The 18098-nt window shown below is 72.3% G+C and carries 15 protein-coding genes; 11 read left to right on the plus strand and 4 right to left on the minus strand.

Annotation, left to right across the window (positions count from 1 at the left end; all coding sequences use genetic code 11):
- Nucleotide 1: 1 nt before the first annotated feature.
- Together AB0M11_RS21905 and AB0M11_RS21910 are read left to right on the plus strand one after the other, a co-directional pair.
- Complete coding sequence (locus tag AB0M11_RS21905) at nt 2-1840, plus strand: nickel transporter (RefSeq protein ID WP_365707967.1); 1839 nt, start codon at nt 2-4, stop codon at nt 1838-1840.
- Between the two features lie 46 nt (nt 1841-1886).
- Complete coding sequence (locus AB0M11_RS21910) at nt 1887-3479, plus strand: serine/threonine-protein kinase (RefSeq protein ID WP_365707900.1); 1593 nt, start codon at nt 1887-1889, stop codon at nt 3477-3479.
- Nucleotides 3480-3483: 4 nt separating this feature from the next.
- Here AB0M11_RS21910 and AB0M11_RS21915 read toward each other — a convergent pair whose 3' ends face one another.
- Nucleotides 3484-4287: an SGNH/GDSL hydrolase family protein gene (locus AB0M11_RS21915; protein WP_365707903.1), complete on the minus strand. Its 804-nt coding sequence runs from the start codon at nt 4285-4287 to the stop codon at nt 3484-3486.
- Between the two features lie 260 nt (nt 4288-4547).
- Here AB0M11_RS21915 and AB0M11_RS21920 point away from each other — a divergent pair, with 260 nt between their 5' ends.
- The 5 genes from AB0M11_RS21920 to AB0M11_RS21940 all read left to right on the plus strand — a co-directional run bounded on the left by AB0M11_RS21920 (nt 4548) and on the right by AB0M11_RS21940 (nt 12008).
- On the plus strand, nt 4548-5087 hold the full coding sequence (locus AB0M11_RS21920; protein WP_365707905.1) for a hypothetical protein: 540 nt from the start codon (nt 4548-4550) through the stop codon (nt 5085-5087).
- 394 nt (nt 5088-5481) lie between these two features.
- Nucleotides 5482-6303, plus strand: a complete 822-nt coding sequence (locus AB0M11_RS21925; RefSeq protein WP_365707906.1) for a glycosyltransferase family 2 protein — start codon at nt 5482-5484, stop codon at nt 6301-6303.
- Nucleotides 6300-7385, plus strand: a complete 1086-nt coding sequence (locus tag AB0M11_RS21930) for a glycosyltransferase family 2 protein (protein WP_365707908.1) — start codon at nt 6300-6302, stop codon at nt 7383-7385. The genes AB0M11_RS21925 and AB0M11_RS21930 overlap by 4 nt, the downstream gene beginning before the upstream one ends.
- Nucleotides 7382-8182: a polysaccharide deacetylase family protein gene (locus AB0M11_RS21935; RefSeq protein WP_365707910.1), complete on the plus strand. Its 801-nt coding sequence runs from the start codon at nt 7382-7384 to the stop codon at nt 8180-8182. The genes AB0M11_RS21930 and AB0M11_RS21935 overlap by 4 nt, the downstream gene beginning before the upstream one ends.
- Entirely contained in the window at nt 8175-12008 is a 3834-nt protein-coding gene (locus AB0M11_RS21940; protein WP_365707912.1) for a lipopolysaccharide biosynthesis protein, read from the plus strand. Before AB0M11_RS21935 ends, AB0M11_RS21940 begins: the two co-directional genes overlap by 8 nt.
- A 42-nt stretch (nt 12009-12050) precedes the next feature.
- On the opposite strand, the gene AB0M11_RS21945 is transcribed toward AB0M11_RS21940, so the two are convergent.
- Complete coding sequence (locus AB0M11_RS21945) at nt 12051-13472, minus strand: xylan 1,4-beta-xylosidase (protein WP_365707915.1); 1422 nt, start codon at nt 13470-13472, stop codon at nt 12051-12053.
- Nucleotides 13473-13637: 165 nt separating this feature from the next.
- On the opposite strand from AB0M11_RS21945, the gene AB0M11_RS21950 reads away from it, so the two are divergent.
- Entirely contained in the window at nt 13638-14732 is a 1095-nt protein-coding gene (locus AB0M11_RS21950) for a DUF5925 domain-containing protein (protein WP_365707917.1), read from the plus strand.
- 15 nt (nt 14733-14747) lie between these two features.
- The gene (locus AB0M11_RS21955; protein ID WP_365707919.1) at nt 14748-15518 is read left to right on the plus strand and encodes a DUF72 domain-containing protein; all 771 of its coding nucleotides are present in this window, start codon (nt 14748-14750) and stop codon (nt 15516-15518) included.
- A gap of 90 nt (nt 15519-15608) precedes the next feature.
- On the opposite strand, the gene AB0M11_RS21960 is transcribed toward AB0M11_RS21955, so the two are convergent.
- On the minus strand, nt 15609-15977 hold the full coding sequence (locus AB0M11_RS21960; protein WP_365707921.1) for a GntR family transcriptional regulator: 369 nt from the start codon (nt 15975-15977) through the stop codon (nt 15609-15611).
- Nucleotides 15978-16046: 69 nt separating this feature from the next.
- On the opposite strand from AB0M11_RS21960, the gene AB0M11_RS21965 reads away from it, so the two are divergent.
- Nucleotides 16047-16976 (plus strand): GNAT family N-acetyltransferase, encoded by a 930-nt coding sequence (locus AB0M11_RS21965; RefSeq protein ID WP_365707923.1) that lies wholly within the window; start codon nt 16047-16049, stop codon nt 16974-16976.
- On the plus strand, nt 16957-17466 hold the full coding sequence (locus AB0M11_RS21970) for a DUF402 domain-containing protein (protein ID WP_365707925.1): 510 nt from the start codon (nt 16957-16959) through the stop codon (nt 17464-17466). The genes AB0M11_RS21965 and AB0M11_RS21970 overlap by 20 nt, the downstream gene beginning before the upstream one ends.
- Nucleotides 17467-17472: 6 nt before the next feature.
- Here AB0M11_RS21970 and AB0M11_RS21975 read toward each other — a convergent pair whose 3' ends face one another.
- Nucleotides 17473-18087, minus strand: coding sequence for a class I SAM-dependent methyltransferase (locus AB0M11_RS21975; RefSeq protein WP_365707927.1), 615 nt, complete (start codon nt 18085-18087; stop codon nt 17473-17475).
- Nucleotides 18088-18098: the final 11 nt, after the last annotated feature.

The following is an 18098-nucleotide window of genomic DNA, read 5'->3' on the forward strand; positions in this document are numbered from 1 at the left end:
CCTGCGCCGGATCGCCGCCCTCTTCACCACGGCCTGCGCCCTGGCCCTCCTCCCCGCCACGGCCGCGAGCGCCCACCCGCTCGGCAACTTCACCGTCAACAAGTACGACGGTCTCGTCGCCGCTCCCGGACAGCTCCGTGTCGACCACTTCGAGGACCTCGCCGAGATCCCGGCGACCCAGGCCAAGCCCGACCTGAAGCGGCTCGGCGAAGCCCAGTGGGCCGAGCAGCGCTGCACGACGGCGGCGGACGGCAGCAGGCTCACCGTCGACGGCAAGGCGACCCCGCTGACCGTCACCAGCAGCCGTGCCCAACTGCGCCCCGGCCAGGCCGGGCTGAACACCCTGCGGGTGTCGTGCCGGTTCACCGCGCCGCTGCCGAAGGGCGCCACCGTCACCCTGGGCTTCCACAGCGCGGGCACCGACTCCGGCCCCGGCTGGCGGGAGATCACCGCGCGCGGCGACCGGATGACGCTGACCAGGACGGACGTGCCGAAGGCGTCCCTCTCCCACGAACTCACCAGCTACCCGAAGGACCTGCTCTCCTCCCCGGCCGACATCACCACCGCCGCCGTCCGGGTACGGCCGGGCGGCCCGGCCCTCGCCCAGGAGCGGCAGGCCGCCCCGGGTGCCGAGATCCTGCCCCGGGGCATCGACCACTGGACCCAGGCGCTGACCGACCTGGTCGCCCGCAACCACCTCACCGTCGGCTTCGCGGTGCTGGCCCTCTTCATCTCGATCGGCCTCGGCGCGATGCACGCCCTCGCACCGGGCCACGGCAAGACCCTGATGGCGGCGACCGCGGCGGCCCGTGGCGGCCGCGCCCGCCTGCGCGACGTCCTCCCGCTGGCCGCGTCGGTCACCGTCACCCACACCCTGGGCGTGGTCGCCCTCGGCGTCCTGGTGACGGCGGGTTCGGCGGCCACGCCCTCGGTGATCGCCTGGCTGGGCGTCGCGAGCGGCCTCATGGTCCTGGCCGCGGGCGCGAACCTGACCCGCAGGGCATGGCACAACCGCACCCACGAACACGCCCACTCCCACACCGACGGCCACCACCATCACCACGACCACGCTCACGACCACGACCACGACCACGACCACGAGCGCGACCACGAGCACGAGGCGACCGAGCAGCGGGAGCCGGCCCTGGTCGGCGCCCACGCCGTCGCCCACACGCACGCCGTCGCCCACACGCACCCGCACCCGCACCCGCAGGGCCACGCCGACACGCACGAGCCCGGCCACTCTCATGACCACGACCACGGTCATGACCACGACCACGCGCGTGACCACGACCACGCGCGTGACCACTCTCACGGCCACGACCACTCTCACGGCCATGACCACGGCACCCAGCCGCACCCTTCAGCCCGTCCGGCTTCCGAGGACGAGGCCGTCCAGGCCGAAGCGGGCGTCGGGGGCGCAGCCCCCGCACACGGCCACACCAGCGGGCACACGCACAGTCACGGCGGCCACACCCACACGCACCCCACGGCCCCCACCATCCGCGGCACGATCCTCCTCGGCTTCGCAGGCGGCCTCGTTCCCAGCCCCTCCGCCGTCGTCGTGCTGGTCGGCGCCGCCGCCCTCGGCCAGGCCTGGTTCGGGCTGCTCCTCGTCGTCGCCTACGGCGTCGGTCTCGCGCTGACGCTGACCGCCGCCGGGTTCGCCGTCGTCAAGTTGGGTACGGGAATGACTCGGGTGATGGACAAACGCCCCCGCTGGACCGCCCATCCCATGGCCACGCTGGTCCGCAGGACCACCCCGCTCGTCTCGGCGCTCGTGGTCGTGGCCCTGGGCGCAGGACTGGTGCTCAAGGGGGCCGCATCCGCATTCCTCTGAGTTACGTTTGTGATGAGTTCGCGCGAGCTGCCGTGGGGGGCCACCCGTGACCGAAGAGCCGGGTCGTGAGCGAGTGATCGCGGGCCGCTACCGACTCCTGTCCCCGCTGGGCGAGGGCGGGATGGGCACCGTGTGGCGGGCCCGCGACGAGGTGCTGGGCCGTGACGTCGCCGTCAAGGAGGTGCGGGCGCCCGCCGGGCTGCCCGGCCCCGACGTCGAGCGGATGTACGCCCGTCTGGAACGCGAGGCCTGGGCCGCGGCCCGGGTCGCGAACCGCAATGTCGTGACGGTGTACGACGTGGCGATGGAGGGCGGACGGCCCTGGGTCGTCATGGAGTTGATCCCGGGCGTGTCCCTGGCCGACGTGCTGGAGGCGGAGGGACCGATGTCGCCGCAGCGGGCGGCGGGCATCGGCGCCGAGGTACTGTCCGCGCTGCGGGCCGCGCATTCCGCCGGGGTGCTGCACCGGGACGTGAAGCCCGGCAACGTGCTGCTGTCGAACGACGGCCGGGTGGTGCTCACCGACTTCGGCATCGCCACGGTCGAGGGCAGCTCGGCGCTGACCATGACCGGCGAGGTGATCGGCTCACCGGAGTTCCTCGCCCCGGAGCGGGCGCTCGGCCGGGCGTTCGGCCCCGAGTCCGACCTGTGGTCGCTCGGGGTGCTGCTGTACGCGGCGGTGGAGGGCACCTCGCCGTTCCGGCAGCACACCCCGCTGAGCACCCTGCGGGCCGTGGTGGACGAGGAGTTGCCGCCGCCCTACCGGGCCGGGCCGCTCACCCCGGTCATCGAGGGGCTGCTGCGCAAGGACCCGGCGCACCGGCTGTCGGCCGAACAGGCCGAGCACGACCTGCGGTTGATCGCGGCCGGCGGCACGCCGGGCACGGCCGTCACCGTCCCGGTGCCGGCACCGTACGAGGCCCCGACCCTGGTCGCCCGGCAGCCTCGGCCGTCCTCGCCCACGCCCCCGATGCCCACCCCGGCCGACAGCTGGCCCACCGCCCCGGAGCGGGACGGCAACCGCAGGGCCGGTACCGTCCTGGTCATCGGCCTGGTGCTGGTCGCCCTCGCGCTCGGCGGGCTGACCTACGCCCTGCTCAACCACGGCAACGGGGGCGACGGCGGCGACGCCGGTGCCGGTCAGTCGGCGAGCAGCCTCAGCTCCCCGGCGCCCAGCCGGAGCAGCAGCGCCGCGTCCAGGTCCCCGTCGGCGTCCGCGAGCAGCAGCGCGCCCGCGCAGAGTGTGAAGGTCGCCGTGGCCGGGTCCCGTACGGACTATTCGGGGGCCTGTCCGCCGTCGTCCGCGCAGGCGCCCACGTTCACGGCGACGTTCACGGTGGGGCGCGTGCCCGTGGACGTGCAGTACCGGTGGGTGCTGAAGAACGGCACGCTGGACGACCGGGGCTGGAAGACGCTGTCCTTCCCGGACGGCGGCGGGCGGACCCGCCAGACGAGGGTGACCGTGACGACCTGGTCCGACAGCGGGACCCTGAGCGACGCGATCGCCGTGGAGGTGCGCAGTCCGGTGGAGACGACGTCCGACTCGGTGCCGTTCTCGGTCACCTGCACCACGACGACGGAGACCCCGACCGGCGGGGCCTCCGCTTCGGTTTCGACGTCGCCTTCGCCTTCGGCCTAGGGCCTCAGGAGGCGTTGGCGGTCAGCGCCGGCAGGTAACCGCCGGAGTGGCCGGCCGCGGTGGGGTGGTACGACTCGGTGATGTCCAGCCAGTTGACGCTGTGCAGCCAGGAGCTGCCGGAGCAGATCTCGTGGCCGGCGAACGCGGAGCGGACGTCGGCGAAGGTGAAGCCGTGGTCGGCGGCGCGCTTGGCGATCGCGTTGTCGATGTAGTCGGCGGCGTTGTTGATGGCGGTGCGCTTGGTCGTGGAGAGACCGAGGCAGGTGGTGCCCAGCAGGTAGAAGCGGGGGTAGCCGAGGACGACGACCTTGGCGTCGGGGGCCTTGGCGCTGATCGCGTCGTAGACCTTGTCGAGCTTGCCGGGGAGCGTGGAGTCCACGTAGGCCTCGGCGGTGCTGATACGTGACAGGCAGGTGCTGTCGGAGCTGAGCACACAGGTCGTCATGACGTCGGCGAAACCGGCGTCGTTGCCGCCGATGGTGAGGGAGACCAGGGCGGTCGAGGAGCTGAGTGTGCCGAGCTGGCCGGAGAGCACGTCGTCGGTGGTGGCGCCCGAACAGGCGAGGAACGAGAACGAGGACGGGCTGTGGGCGGCGTTCCACAGGTAGGGGTAGGCGTTGGTGCTGCGGTCGCAGCTGCCGCTTGAGCTGATGTAGCTGCCGGCGCCGACACCGGACGAGTAGGAGTCGCCGAGCGCCACATAGCCCCCGGTCGCGGCCTGCGCCTGCGTCGCGGCCGCTCCGGTGAGGGCGAGGCCGGTGGCGAGGAGGAGCGAGGTCACGTATGCCGTAATTCGGGAACGTCTCATGGAACCTCCCTTTAGCAGGATCTCTGCCACAACTGTCGTAGCAACTACGCGTGTTGACGGGAAGTGTCCATGCCAAAACTGTTCAGGTTCCCCACCGACCGCGGACGGACCGATCCTGCGCGTTCCCGGCGGGTTTGACGGCGTTCGGTGGAGTTACGGCCCCCGTGTCGTAAACGATCACCCAAACGCGCCCGAATCGAGCGACTTTTTCCCTTGAGGCATCAGGTGCCTCCGGCGAACGGTCATGTCCGGAGACCTGCTTGACGCCTCCCGTTCGGCTGCGCGACATTGAAGCCCGGCATCCGACGCCTTGGGGGGCAAAGTCGGCCATGCAGACCATACGGCTCACACCATCATCAACAGCGGACGAACGGGCACGGCCAGGACCGGGGAGGGACCTGAGACCTCTGCTCGCGGGGGCCGCCACTGCCGTCGCCGGAACCGGCGCGCTGCTCGCGTTCACCGACTCGGGCGCGTCGTCGCGCGGGCCGTTCGCGCTGTTCTACCTGCTCGCCGCGCCGGCCGTGGCGATCGGTGCGGCACTGCGCGGACTCGATCCGTTCGCCCGGGTACTCACCGCACTGGCGGGTGCCGTCGCCCTGGACATGCTGGTCGCCCAGGGCATGCTCGCCACCCACCACTGGACCTGGCGCGGCGGCCTCGTCGCCGTGACCACGATCAGCCTTTTCCTGCTTCTGCTGGTACTCCTGCGACCGGTGGAACGCATTCTCGAACGAATTTCCCGGAACACCCGGAAAACCAGTTCGAGTTGCGGAACGAGGTCGGCCAAGGTTTCGTAACGGCCGCACCAACAAAAAAGTGGGGCCAATTCCCGGCCTTGCCATACTGGTTCAATCATCAATACCGTCGTACATCTCACCCGCAGCGGATCATCATCAAGCGGCTCCAGGGGAGGGCTCAAGGACCGCGATGTTCCGGGGCGGGGCGCGGTAGGGGGGTGCCGTGCTCGGTGACCGCAATGACCACCGTCTTTTCCCAGGTGACCACTGTCGTTTCCGAGCCGTGCCGCGCGACCGGCTGCCGTTTACCGGCGGACCGGTCAGCTTTGCCAGCTCACCTGAGGACACGGAGACCCTTTTTCCGTACCACGGGTGAGAACCCCCCTTTCGAACCGGACACGGAAGCGGGCCGCCCAAGGGGCGGGCGGTCCACCGGACGAGAGGGACAAGACTCATGAGTTCCGTTCTGCGCCCACCGGCCGCGGGCCAAGATCCGTTAATCGCGGGCGAATACCGGCCGATCTCCTCCCATCTGGCGATCACACCGCCGGTGAGCGTGGTGATTCCCGCCATGAACGAGGCGGAGAATCTCCCCTACGTCTTCAAGACACTTCCCGGCTGGATTCACGAAGTGGTGCTGGTGGACGGCAATTCCACCGACAACACCGTGGACGTGGCACGGGAGTTGTGGCCCGACGTGAGAGTCGTGGAACAGCGGGGCAAGGGCAAGGGGGATGCCCTGATCACCGGGTTCGAGGCGTGCACCGGCGACATCATCGTCATGGTGGACGCCGACGGCTCGGCCGACGGCCACGAGATCGTGTCGTACGTCTCCGCCCTGGTCTCGGGCGCCGACTTCGCCAAGGGCTCGCGCTTCGCCAATGGCGGCGGCACGGACGACATGACCTTCATCCGCAAGCTCGGCAACTGGGCGCTGTGCACGGTCGTCAACCGCAAGTTCGGCGCCCGTTACACCGACCTCTGCTACGGATACAACGCGTTCTGGCGGCACTGCCTCGACAAGATCGACCTCGACTGCACCGGCTTCGAGATCGAGACCCTGATCAACATCCGGGTGGTCAAGGCCGGCCTGAAGGTCCAGGAGATACCCAGCTACGAGTACCTCCGCATCCACGGCACCAGCAACCTGCGCGCCGTCCGCGACGGCCTGCGCGTGCTCAAGGTGATCCTGAAGGAGCGCTCCAACCGGCGTGAGCTGCGCCGGCAGGTGCGGCGCTCCCCGATGCTCACCACGGGCCGGGGAGAGTCGTCTTGAGCGATCCCGACATCTCCGTCGTGATCTGCGTGTACACCGAGGACCGCTGGGAGGACATCCTCGCGGCGGTCTCCTCGGTGCGCGCCCAGTCGTATCCGGCGCTGGAGACCCTGCTGGTCGTCGACCACAACCCCGCGCTCCTGGAACGGCTCACGAAGGAGTACAAGGAGGCCACGGACGTGCGGGTGCTCGCCAACGCGGGCCCCCGCGGCCTGTCCGCGGGCCGCAACACGGGCATCGCCGCGTCCTACGGCGAGGTCATCGCCTTCCTCGACGACGACGCGGTGGCCGAGCGGGACTGGCTGCGCCGCTTCGCCGAGGGGTACGCCGACCCGACGGTGATGGCGGTCGGTGGCCGGACCGTGCCGATCTGGGCCTCGGGCCGCCGCCCGGACTGGTTCCCCGAGGAGTTCGACTGGGTCGTCGGCTGCACCTACCGGGGGCTGCCGCCGGGCCGCGTACGGGTCCGCAACGTCCTGGGCGGAAACGCTTCTTTCCGGCGGGCGGCCTTCGACGCGGCGGGCGGCTTCGCCACCGGCATCGGCCGCGACGGGGACAAACGGCCGCTGGGCTGCGAGGAGACCGAGCTGTGCATCCGGCTCACCCGGGCCCGCCCGGACGCCGTGCTGCTCATCGACGACCGCGCGGTGATCCACCACCGGGTCCCTGAGGTCCGCGAGCACTTCGGCTACTTCCGCACCCGCGCCTACGCCGAGGGCCTCTCCAAGGCCCTGGTCGCCCGCAGCGTGGGCGCCGGCAAGGGCCTGGAGTCCGAACGCCGGTACACCACGCGGGTGCTGCCCGCCGGGGTCGCCCGTGGCCTGCGGGACGCGCTGCTGGCCCGGCCGGGCGGCGCGGGCCGGGCGGGCGCGATCGTCGCCGGGGTGCTGACGGCGGCGGGCGGCTACGTGGTCGGGAGCGTGCGGGCGCGGCGGGGCGGGGCGGCCTTCGCGGTCGCCGGGATCGACGAGGGTCTGCGCGACGCGTGCGTCCCTGCCGGCGGGGGTCCGCCCGTCACGTGCGCCGCTCCCGACGGGGGTCCGCCCGGCGCGGGCGCCGCTGCCGACGGGGGTGCCCGATGAGTGACACCCCGGTCCCCATCCTCATGTACCACTCGGTCGCGACCGCGCCCAACGACGCCACCCGCGCGCTGTCGGTGGCACCGGAGGCGTTCGCCGAACAGATGGCGCTCATCGGCGACCTGGGCCTGACCCCGGTCAGCACGGCCGAGCTGGCCGCGCGCTGGCGCTCCGGCGCTCCGCTTCCCGTCCGTCCCGTCCTGATCACCTTCGACGACGGCTACGAGGGCGTGCACCGGTACGCCCTGCCCGTGCTCGCCAAGCACGGCTTCGCCTCCACCCTGTTCGTCTCGACCGGCTGGATCAGGGGCGCGTACGACACCGGGGGCGGCCTGGACGTCATGCTCGACTGGGACCAGGTGCGCGACCTCGCGGGCGCCGGCTGCGAGATCGGCGGGCACAGCCACACCCACCCGGAGCTCGACCAGCTGGACGACGAGCGGCTGCGCACCGAGCTGGTGACCAGCCGGGAGATCGTCACCGACGAACTCGGCACCGCACCGGCCTCGTTCGCCTACCCGTACGGCTACTCCAGCCGCCGGGTCCGGCAGGCCGTGCGGGCGGCCGGGTACGCCCAGGCGCTCGCCGTCGGCAACCAACTCGCCCGCCGCCGTCAGGGTCCGTTCGCGCTGCGGCGCGTCACCGTGCGCCGCAGTACGGACGCCACGGAGTTCGCGCGGCTGCTCGAAGGCCGCGCGGTCGCCCGCACCTTCGCCAGGGACCGTGCCCTCACCAAGGGGTACGCCGTCCTCCGCAGAGCACGCCAGGTCCGCCGGAAGGCCATCCGTTCCCGTGTCTGACACGACCACCACGACCAAGACCGCGACCACCGCGGCGCCGGCGCCCGAGCAGTCGGGGCACCGTCTTCGCCTGCCCGGACGGGGTGGCGCGGCCGGCGGCAGCCCACTCTTCCGGAACGCCTACGCGCTGATGCTCAACACCGGCATCTCCGCAGTCCTGGGCCTCGGCTTCTGGCTGGCCGCGGCCCGCTACTACTCCGAGTCGGCCGTCGGCCAGGGCTCCGCCGCCATCGCCGCCATGAAGCTCCTCGCGGGGCTCACCGCAGTGACCCTGACCGGCGCCCTGGCCCGCTTCATCCCCGTAGCCGGGCGCCGCACCGGCACTTTCATCTTCCGTACCTACGCAGTCAGTTCGCTGATCGTGGCGCTGGCGGCCGGGGTCTTCCTGACCATGCTGGGCGTGTGGGGGCCGTCGTACCGCTTCCTGCACGGGCCGCTGCCCGGACTCGGGTTCGTGGCGGCGGTGATCGCCTGGAACCTGCTCACGCTCCAGGACGGCGTGCTGACCGGGCTGCGCAGCGCGCCCTGGGTACCGGTGGGCAACACCGTGTTCTCGGCGGTGAAGCTGGCCCTGCTGGTCGCCTTCGCGGCGGCGATCCCGGTGGCGGGTGTCTTCGTCTCCTGGGTCGCCGCGATCGCCACCTCGTTCGTCCCGCTGGGGTGGCTGGTGTTCCGGCGTCTGGTGCCCCGGCACGTGAAGGCGACCGAGGACCACGCGGCACCGCCCACCCTGAAGGAGATCGGCAGGTTCCTGGCCGGGGACTACACCGGCTCGCTGTTCTCCCTCGCCGTGGTCTACCTGGTCCCGGTGATCATCGCGTCGCAGGTCAGTTCCGCGGACAACGCGTACTTCTACATCACCACCACCATCGGCGGCACCACCAACCTGCTGGCCATCAACATGGGCGCCTCACTGACCGTCGAGGGCTCGCACGATCCGGCCCGGCTGGCCGGCAACACCCGGGCCGCGCTGCGGCGGATGGCCCGGATCATGATCCCCCTGTGCGCGCTGCTGTTCCTCGGGGCGCCCTGGATCCTCGGCGTGTTCGGCCCCGGTTACGCGGACGCGGCGACGCCGCTGCTGCGCTGGTTCGCGGTGGGCGCGCTGCTGCGGGTCGTGATGGAGACGTACTTCGCGGTGCTGCGCGCGCAGAGCCGTACCGCGGGCCTCGCCTGGCTGCAGGGCCTGCTGTGCGTGCTGGTGCTCGGGCTGACCCTGCTGTTGCTGCCCCGGATGGGGCTGACCGGCGCGGGCGTGGCCGAGATCTCCAGCCTCGCGGTGATCGTGACGATCGCGGCGCCCCGGCTGTGGAAGACGCTCCGGTCGGCGCCCGCGGAGATCCCCGAGGGCACGGCGCCGGACGGCGACCTCGCCGACCTGGGGCCCCTCCCCCGCTTCCGGCTTCGCTCCGGCGGGGGGACTGCCGTGGTTCGGACCGCCGCCGCACCGCGCAGGCGGGGTCCGGCGTGGGCGCTGGACAGCGACACCCTCGCCCTCGGCGTCCATGTGGACTTCGACCATGTGGAGCGCCGCCCGGACGTGCGGCCCGGTCCGGGAACCCCGCCCGCCGGGACGCCCGTGGTCCGGCCGGACGACCGGCCGACCCGGGCGCTTCGGCCGCCGCGGAATCCGCCGTCGCCGGTGGAGCAGCGGGAGCCGCACACCGAGGCCTCGCTCGGGCCCGCCGAGGCCGCGCTGCTGAAGGAGGCGGAGGTCCACGCGCCGTTCGGGAGGGCGGCCGTACCGGAGGAAGCGGGCGAGGTGCCGGCCGCGGCCGCGGAGGAACCGGCGAGCCCGCTGCGGGAGCGGTTGACGCCCACCCGTCCTGGTGCGGTCCTCGGCTGTCTCCTGGTCGCCGCCCTGCTGCTCTACTGGGTGCCGGCGGTCCGGCTCGACGACGCGGACCTGGACCGGATGGGCGGGCTCGGGCTGGTCTCGGTGCTGCCGCCGGCGACGCTGGCCGGGGCGGCGCTGCTGGTCACGGTCTTCGCCGGGCTACTGTGGCTGCGCCGGGAGCACAAGGCGCTGCTCCTGGTCACCCTGCTGGCGACGGTCGTGTCACTCCACGCGCTGCCCGCCGTGATCGAGACGGAGCCGCGCTTCCCGACCGCCTGGCAGCACCTCGGGTTCATCGACTACATCGACCGCACCGGGTCGGCGGTACCGGACCTGGACGCCCGCTGGAGCTGGCCGGGCTTCTTCGCGGCGGCCGCGTTCATCGGCCGGGCGTGCGGGGTCACGGACTTCACCGAGGTCATCCGCTGGTGGCCCACCTTCATTGAACTCGCCTATCTGGCACCGATGTTCCTGCTCGTACGGTCGCTGCGGGCGAGCTGGCAGGCGAAGTGGACCGGCATCTGGATCTTCGTGCTGTGCGGCTGGGTCGGCCAGGACTACTTCTCCCCGCAGGGCTTCACCTATCTGCTCTACCTGGTGTTCGTGGCGATCCTGCTCGTCTGGTTCCGCGCCCCGCACCTCGTCTGGACCAGGTTCCGGCCCGGCGAGGCGGAGGTCGAGCCGGCCGACCGCCGTCAACAGGCCGTGCTGCTCCTGGTGCTGATCGGTCTGTACGCGGCGACGGTGCCGGCGCACCAGCTCACCCCGTTCGTGATGCTGGGCGTGCCGGCGGCCCTGGTCCTGACCGGCAGGTCGGAACTGCGGGGCCTGCCCCTGCTGTTCGGGGTGGTCGCGGCCGTCTGGCTGGGCTTCATGGCCGAGCCGTACTGGTCCGGGCACTTCAACGAGCTGTTCGGCGGCGTCGGCGGCGTCGGCAGCAACGTCTCCACCTCGGTCTCCGGCCGTATGCAGGGCGGCAGTCCGGCCCACAAGCTGGTGCTGTACGTCCGGGTGCTGCTGGCCGGCGGCATGATGGCGTCCGCCGTCTGGGGCTGGTGGCGCCGCCGCCTCCACCGGTACCGCGAGCGGTCCCTGCTGGTCCTGACCTTCGTGCCGTTCCTGGGGTTCGGCATGCAGTCGTACGGCGGCGAGATGGCGCTGCGCGTCTTCATGTTCGCCGTGCCGGGCGCGGCCCTGCTGGCAGGGCTCGCCCTGTTCCCGCGCACCGGTTCCACGGCGAAGGAACGGGAGAAGGACAGGGGCCGCCTGGCGCCGGTGGCCGCGCTCCTGGCCGGGTTGCTGCTCATGGGCGGCTTCCTGGTGGCTCGTTGGGGCAACGAGTCGTTCGAGCGGGTGCGGCCCGGCGAGGTCGCCGCCATGGACTGGGTCTACGCCCACGACAGGCCGACGGTACGGCTGCTGTGGCTGAGCAGCGACACCGTCGACGACGTGACCCCGGCGATCCCGTGGGGCGCGAAGGACATGGAGCGGGTCGACTACGTGCCGACGCTCGCGCCGACCGATCCGGTGCTGGTGTCGAGTCTGGTCAAGGCGCTCAAGGACGCCGGTCCGAACTCGTACCTGATGGTCAACAGCGGTCAGGTCACCTATCTCCGGATGGACGCCGGCTACTCGGCGGCCTGGGAGAGCCGACTGATCCGGAACCTGGACGACCGACGGGATCTGCGGAAGGTGCTGGTCAACGACGACGCCGCCCTGTACGTGCTGCGCACCCCGCCCGCGGGTGCGGTGGCCGGGCCGGATCCGGGGCCGGTCGGACCGCGGATCACCTGGACGCCGTGGTCGGTGATCGGCGCTCTCGCCGCCGTCGCGCTGGTCCTGCTGCTGGCCGCGCGCGAGGTGTTCCGGGTCGCGGTCCGGCCCGGGGTGCGTCACCTGCGTCTGCTGCAGGGCGGTTTCTGGTTCTCCATGCCGCTGCTCGCGGTGGTGCTGGCGTCGTTGGCGCAGCGGTTCCTGACGCTCAAGTGACAAGGGCGAAGTGGCTCACCGGGTTCACCGGGCTTCTTGGGCTCACCTGGTGAGCCACTTCACCTCGTACGCCCGCAGGCCGAACCGCTTCCCGTCCACTTCCGCGCTGATCGCCCGGTCGAGGGTGTTGACCACCAGGACGGTCCGGTCACTCGCGAGGACGCGGACGTCCGGCACGTCGTCCCGGGCGACGGGGACCTTCTCGTACCTGGTCCCCGGCGGGAACGCCGTCCCGAACCGCGACACCAGGTCGTACATGGGCAGGGCCTGCCCGCCGTCCGCGCTGTCGGTCGTGGTCCACAGGCAGCCGGCGCAGGCGCCGCCCTTCTCGTCCTCCGGGTTCCAGTAGAAGCCGGAGTCGGCGCCGCCCTCGACCAGGGCGATCATGCCGGTGGCCTGGACGGCGACCCGGTGTTCCTCGGTCCAGCCGTCACGCCGGTCCCGGCCGTCGGCCGGCTCGACGTAGTACTCGGCCCACCACAGCGGCAGGTCGTGGGTCTGTCCGCGCACCCATCGGCTGACGGCGGTGAGCTTCTGCGTGGCCGCGAACTCGTCCGGCAGCAGGTCGTCGTCGTTGGTGTAGCTGGAGCCGTCGACGACCACGAAGTCGGCGCCCGCCTTGTGGGTGTTCCAGTAGTCGAAGGCGTCGACGACCCGCTGGTCCATGACGCCCCAGGGGCCCTTGAGGGCGGCGGAGGCGTTCTCGGTCCGGCGCGGGTCGAAGCTGTCCATCACCAGGTAAGGGCCGCCGACCATGATGTGCTTGTCGACGGCCTTCAACGCCTTGTAGACGAGGTTGTAGAGCTCGGTGTAGCCCTCGTAGTCCCAGCGGCCCTCGGCGTTGTTCCAGAAGCCCTTGAACTCGTTCCAGACGACGAAGTGCCGTACGTCCGGATAGCGCCTGGCGACGGTCGCGGCGAGGTCGGCGTAGTCCTGGTAGTGGTCGGGCGTGGGCGCGGTCTCCAGGGCGGCCTGGCTCCAGTCGGTGTTGTCCGCACCGGCCCTGCCGCCCTTCATCCAGTCCGGCGAGCAGCACAGGGTGATCACCGGGGTGCCGCCCGACCTGCGCATGAAGTCGACGCGCCGGTCCAGCGCGCCGAAGTCGTAACGTCCCTTCACCGGTTCGGGGTTGTCGGCGCCCCAGCCCATGACGGCCTGGACCTGCGGCAGGCCGGCGTGCCGGGACAGCAGCTTCTCGACGCGCTCGGTGGCCGTCGCGCTGCCTTCGTCGGCGCTGTACTGGGTGTGGGTGAAGCCCCAGCCCACGTACGGCTCGGTGGTCTCGGGCGGGGTGGCGGGGGTGCCGTGCACCTTGTCGCCGTCCCGGGTGGTGCCCGCGGTGTCGCCGCCCCGGGGAAGCGTGTTGACCAGTGTCACGACCAGGGCGAGTACCGCCGCGCCCACCCCGAGCAGGGCGGCGAGCCGCCACCGCCGGGCCCCCGAATTCCACCCATGACGTACCATCAGGGACAACAATAACGGCGGAAATCGCCCCGGGGGGCAGGTCTTGCGAACACCCGCGCCCCGAACGCGGCGGCGGCTTCGCCGTGCGGGGACGGGCAGCGAACCGGCGCTGCCATCCGAGGGAAATGCCGTGCGCGCGGCACATCCGTGCCGGATCATGGCGGCATGTCTGCCAAACCGCACGAGACGCTGCCGATCCGGCTCAACGTCGACGACTCCGACTCCCCGTCCGATGTCGTCGACGCGCTGTTCCTCGGCCGCTTCGCGACGGGCGAGCAGCCGTACTCGCACGCGGCCAACATCGACCGGGTGCGCTCCGGGGCGACCCTGCTGCCGAAGGAGGCGCGGGTGCTGCGGGTGGCCCGCGACGACGACCGCAGCGCGACCCTGGCGGAAGGCGACGGCTGGACCCTGCTGGTCTCCCGCTGGAACCGGGGCGCGGACGTCACGGTCACCGCGACCACCGCCGAGCTGGCCGCCAAGGTGCTGAACGAGGCGACGGACGGCGCGGCGGACGAGCCGGAACCGCAGCCGGAGAACGTGACCATGGGGTTCTGGTACGTCTCACCGCGCCGCGGCCCGCACCGCACCACGCGGCAGATCTCCGCGGGTACGTGGGACGAGGTCCGCGCCAACTACACGGCGCCGGTCGCGGACGCGATGGACCGGCTGATGAAGACGACGCCTCAGGACATCGCCGGCCGGCTCCTGCTGCTGCACGGGCCGCCGGGCACCGGCAAGACCTCCGCCCTGCGCACCCTGGCCCGGTCCTGGCGGGACTGGTGCCAGGTGGACTGCGTCCTCGACCCGGAGCGGCTCTTCTCCGACGTCGGATATCTGATGGACATCGCGATCGGCGAGGAGGACGGCGCCGGCAAGGGCCGCTGGCGGCTGCTGCTGCTGGAGGACTGCGACGAGCTGATCCGCGGCGAGGCGAAGCACACGGCGGGCCAGGCGCTGTCCCGGCTGCTGAACCTGACCGACGGCCTGCTCGGCCAGGGCCGCAACGTCCTGGTCGGCGTCACCACCAACGAGGACCTGGAGCGGCTGCATCCCGCCGTGGTCCGCCCCGGCCGCTGCCTGGCACGGATCGAGGTGGGCGCGCTGACCCGTCGCGAGGCGGTGACCTGGCTCGGCACCGAGGAGGGTGTGGGCCGGGACGGGGCGACCCTGGCGGAGCTGTACGCGCTGCGCCGGGGGACGGCGCCGACCTCGGTGCCGGGGGCGCGGGAGGGTGCGGACGCGGGGCTGTACCTGTAGTGCTTTGATGGGGGTGTGCCCCTGTTCATCGGAACGTCGGGCTGGCAGTACAAGGACTGGCGGGGCGTCCTGTACCCGGCCGAGGTACCCGTGCGCTCGTGGCTGGAGACCTACGCGGAGCACTTCACCACGGTCGAGCTGAACAACGCCTTCTACCGTCTCCCGTCCCGCGAGACCTTCGCGTCCTGGCGGGACCGGGTGCCGCCGGACTTCGTGATGGCGGTCAAGGCGAGCCGCTTCCTGACGCACGTCAAACGCCTCAAGGAGCCCGCCGAGCCGGTCGAGCGCCTGATGAGCCACGCGGCCGGCCTCGGCGACCGGCTGGGACCGGTCCTCCTCCAACTCCCGCCGACGCTCAAGGCGGACCCGCCGCTGCTGGACGCCTGCCTGGCGTGTTTCCCGCGCGGCACCCGCGTCGCGGTCGAGCCCCGGCACGACTCCTGGTGGACGCCCAAGACCCGCGAGGTCCTGGAGTCCCGCGCCGCGGCGGTCTGCTGGGCCGACATCCAGGCGCGCCCCATGACGCCCCTCTGGCGCACCACCGACTGGGCCTACGTCCGCTTCCACCAGGGCAGGGCCCATCCCTGGCCCCGCTACGGCCGCCGCTCCCTGGAGACGTGGGCCGACCGGATCGCCACGGCGTACCCCACGAAGGCCGATGTCTACGCGTACTTCAACAACGACCCGGGCGGGGCGGCGGTGCTGGACGCGGTGGCGTTCGCGAGGGCGGCGCGGCGGGCCGGGCTGACGGTGACCAGGACGCCGGAGCTGAGCACCAGCGGCTGAGCGCGGGTCTTCCGTTTCCCGCCGCGACGGCGTTCAGCCACGACGGCGGAATCCGGCGGTGCCGGACCCTGCTCGGCGACCGGCGACTCCCTACCCCTCATAAGCCGCCCGCAGGGCGTCCCGCACCGCGGCCGACGCCGCCTCCTCGCCCAGCCCCAGTCGGCGCACCCGCTCGGCATAGGCCTGGGCGGCCAGCGCCGCCTCGCGCTCCGCCGCCGATCCCGCCGCCGCGACGAACGTGCCGTTGCGGCCCCGCGTCTCGATCACCCCGTCCTGCTCCAGCGCCCGGTACGCCTTGGCGACCGTGTTCACCGCCAGGCCCAGCGACTCGGCCAGCCCTCTGACCGTCGGCAGCCGGTACCCCACCGGCAGCACCCCGCCCCGCGCCTGCTCGGAGATCTGCGCCCGCACCTGCTCGTACGGCGGCGCGCCGTCATCGATGTGGATCTTCAAGGTCACGGCCCGATTCTCCCGTACCCGGCGGAAAATGAGAGGCACCCCGCGCACCTCCCGCATAGCGTGCGCCCCATGACAGTGATCGTGCGTGACCTGCGCCCCGACGTCCGGTCCGACGCCGAGGGCTTCGCCCAGGTCCGGCAGCTCGCCCTCCCCTTCATCCTGCACACCCCGGAGTCCCTGGTCCACGACCTCACGCACGCCCACCCCGACGCCCGCTTCCGCCAGCTCGTCGCGGAGGAGGACGGCGAGGTCATCGGCACCGCCCAGGTCGGCCTCGCCCACGAGAGCACGGAGCCGGGCCAGGGCTTCGTCAACGTGTACGTGCATCCGGAGCGCACCGGCCGGGGCGCCGGCGCGCTCCTCGCCCGCTCCGCGGAGGCGCACCTGTCGGCGGTGGGCGCGCGCACCTCGTACGCCTGGGTGCTGGACGCGCCCGCGCACCGCGCCTTCGCCGAGCGCCGCGGCTACACCGCGAGCCGCTCCGCCCACTTCCTCCGGCTCGACCTCGCGCACGGCGCGCTGCCCCCGCTGCGGACACCCCCGCCCGGCGTGGAACTGCGCACCGCCGCCGACTTCGCCGACGACCCGCGTCCGCTCTTCGACCTCGACGCGGAGACGCTGCGGGACGAACCGAGCGACATCGACGTCGAGTTCGCCGACTACGCGGCCTGGCTGGACGAGACCTGGCGGCACCCGCTGCTCAGCCATGAGCTGACCTCGGTGGTCCTGGTCGACGGCCGCCCCGCCGCCTTCAGCGCGGCCCGTACCGACGGCGGCACGCGGTACGGCACCGTCATGACCGGTACCGCCCGCGCCTTCCGCGGCCGGGGGCTGGCCAAGCTCGCCAAGAACGACTCGCTGCACCGGGCCCGCGCGGCCGGCTTCACCGAGGCCCACACGGGCAACGACAGCGGCAACGGCCCGATGCTGGCGATCAACAAGTGGTTCGGGTATGAGATCTGCGCGACGGAGGTCAGGTATGTCCGGGAACTCGGCTGAACCGGGCGGCACGGTGGACGTCGTGCTGGTCAAGGCGGGGCGCACGAAGATCCGTTACCCCGCCGAGCTGCTGCACGACGACGGCAACCGGATCGCCGTGCGCGCCCCCTGGGCCGGCGACACGCCCCGCGACTTCGGCTTCGTCCGCTTCGAACAGGGCGATGTGTTCACCGAGTTCTACTGGCGCGACCGCTGGTACGCGGTGAAGGAGGTCCGGGCCGCCGACGGCACGCTGAAGGGCTGGTACTGCGACGTCACCCGCCCCGCGACGCTGACCGGCACCCGGCTGGTCGTCGAGGACCTCGACCTGGACCTGTGGCGCTCCGCCGACGGCGGGGACGTACGCCGGCTGGACGAGGACGAGTTCGCCGAGAGCGGGCTGGCGGAGCGGGACCCGGAGGCCGCGGCGGCGGCCGTGGCCGCGCTCGACACGCTGGAGGCGCTGGCCCGCGAGCCGGACTTCGCCGACCTGTCGGCCCTGCCGTCCTGAGCGCTCTCACACCGTCGCCACCACCGCGTACCGCTCGTCGTCCACCTCCTTGCCCCACAGCGCCGTCTGCGCGGACAGCGGCTCCAGGCGCACGTCCTCGGCGAGCGGCGCGAGCAGGGCGGTGAGCCGGCCGGCGGGTATGCCGGCCGGGGTCACGGTCCCCCACACCCCTTCCACCAGCACGAACCGCCCTCCGGGGCGCAACAGGCCGCGCCAGTGCCGCAGGACGCGCGCGGGGTCCGGCAGCGCCCAGAGCAGATGCCGTACCAGCACGGTGTCGAAGAGCACCTCGCCCACCGGCGGTGCCGCCGCGTCACCGAGCAGGAACACCGCGTCCCGGCCGGCGAGCTTGGCGCGGGCCCGCGCCAGCATGGCCGGGGAGCTGTCGACCCCGGTGACGCGGTGACCCTGCTCGGCGGCGAGGAGGGCGAGGCTGCCGGTGCCGCAGCCGAGGTCGAGGACGTCGGCGGGGCGGGCGGGCAGCCATCCGCGCAGCCGGGCGGCCCAGGCGGCGCGCACCTCGGGCGCGCCCAGCCCATGATCGGGTTCCGCGTCGAAGGTGGCGGCCTGCGCATCCCAGTCGACACGCACCGCAACTGTCCGATCACTGTCGTTCGTCATGCCCCCAGAGT

Origin of the sequence: Streptomyces sp. NPDC051987, assembly GCF_040680735.1 — a bacterium.
Classification (GTDB): Bacteria; Actinomycetota; Actinomycetes; order Streptomycetales; family Streptomycetaceae; genus Streptomyces.

Bases quoted from the DNA above. Each gene is read 5' to 3' on its own strand.
- AB0M11_RS21915 (WP_365707903.1), bottom strand. From the start codon at position 4,287: ATGAGACGTTCCCGAATTACGGCATACGTGACCTCGCTCCTCCTCGCC.
- AB0M11_RS21925 (WP_365707906.1), top strand. From the start codon at position 5,482: ATGAGTTCCGTTCTGCGCCCACCGGCCGCGGGCCAAGATCCGTTAATC.
- AB0M11_RS21935 (WP_365707910.1), top strand. From the start codon at position 7,382: ATGAGTGACACCCCGGTCCCCATCCTCATGTACCACTCGGTCGCGACC.
- AB0M11_RS21945 (WP_365707915.1), bottom strand. From the start codon at position 13,472: ATGGTACGTCATGGGTGGAATTCGGGGGCCCGGCGGTGGCGGCTCGCC.
- AB0M11_RS21950 (WP_365707917.1), top strand. From the start codon at position 13,638: ATGTCTGCCAAACCGCACGAGACGCTGCCGATCCGGCTCAACGTCGAC.
- AB0M11_RS21965 (WP_365707923.1), top strand. From the start codon at position 16,047: ATGACAGTGATCGTGCGTGACCTGCGCCCCGACGTCCGGTCCGACGCC.
- AB0M11_RS21970 (WP_365707925.1), top strand. From the start codon at position 16,957: ATGTCCGGGAACTCGGCTGAACCGGGCGGCACGGTGGACGTCGTGCTG.
- AB0M11_RS21975 (WP_365707927.1), bottom strand. From the start codon at position 18,087: ATGACGAACGACAGTGATCGGACAGTTGCGGTGCGTGTCGACTGGGAT.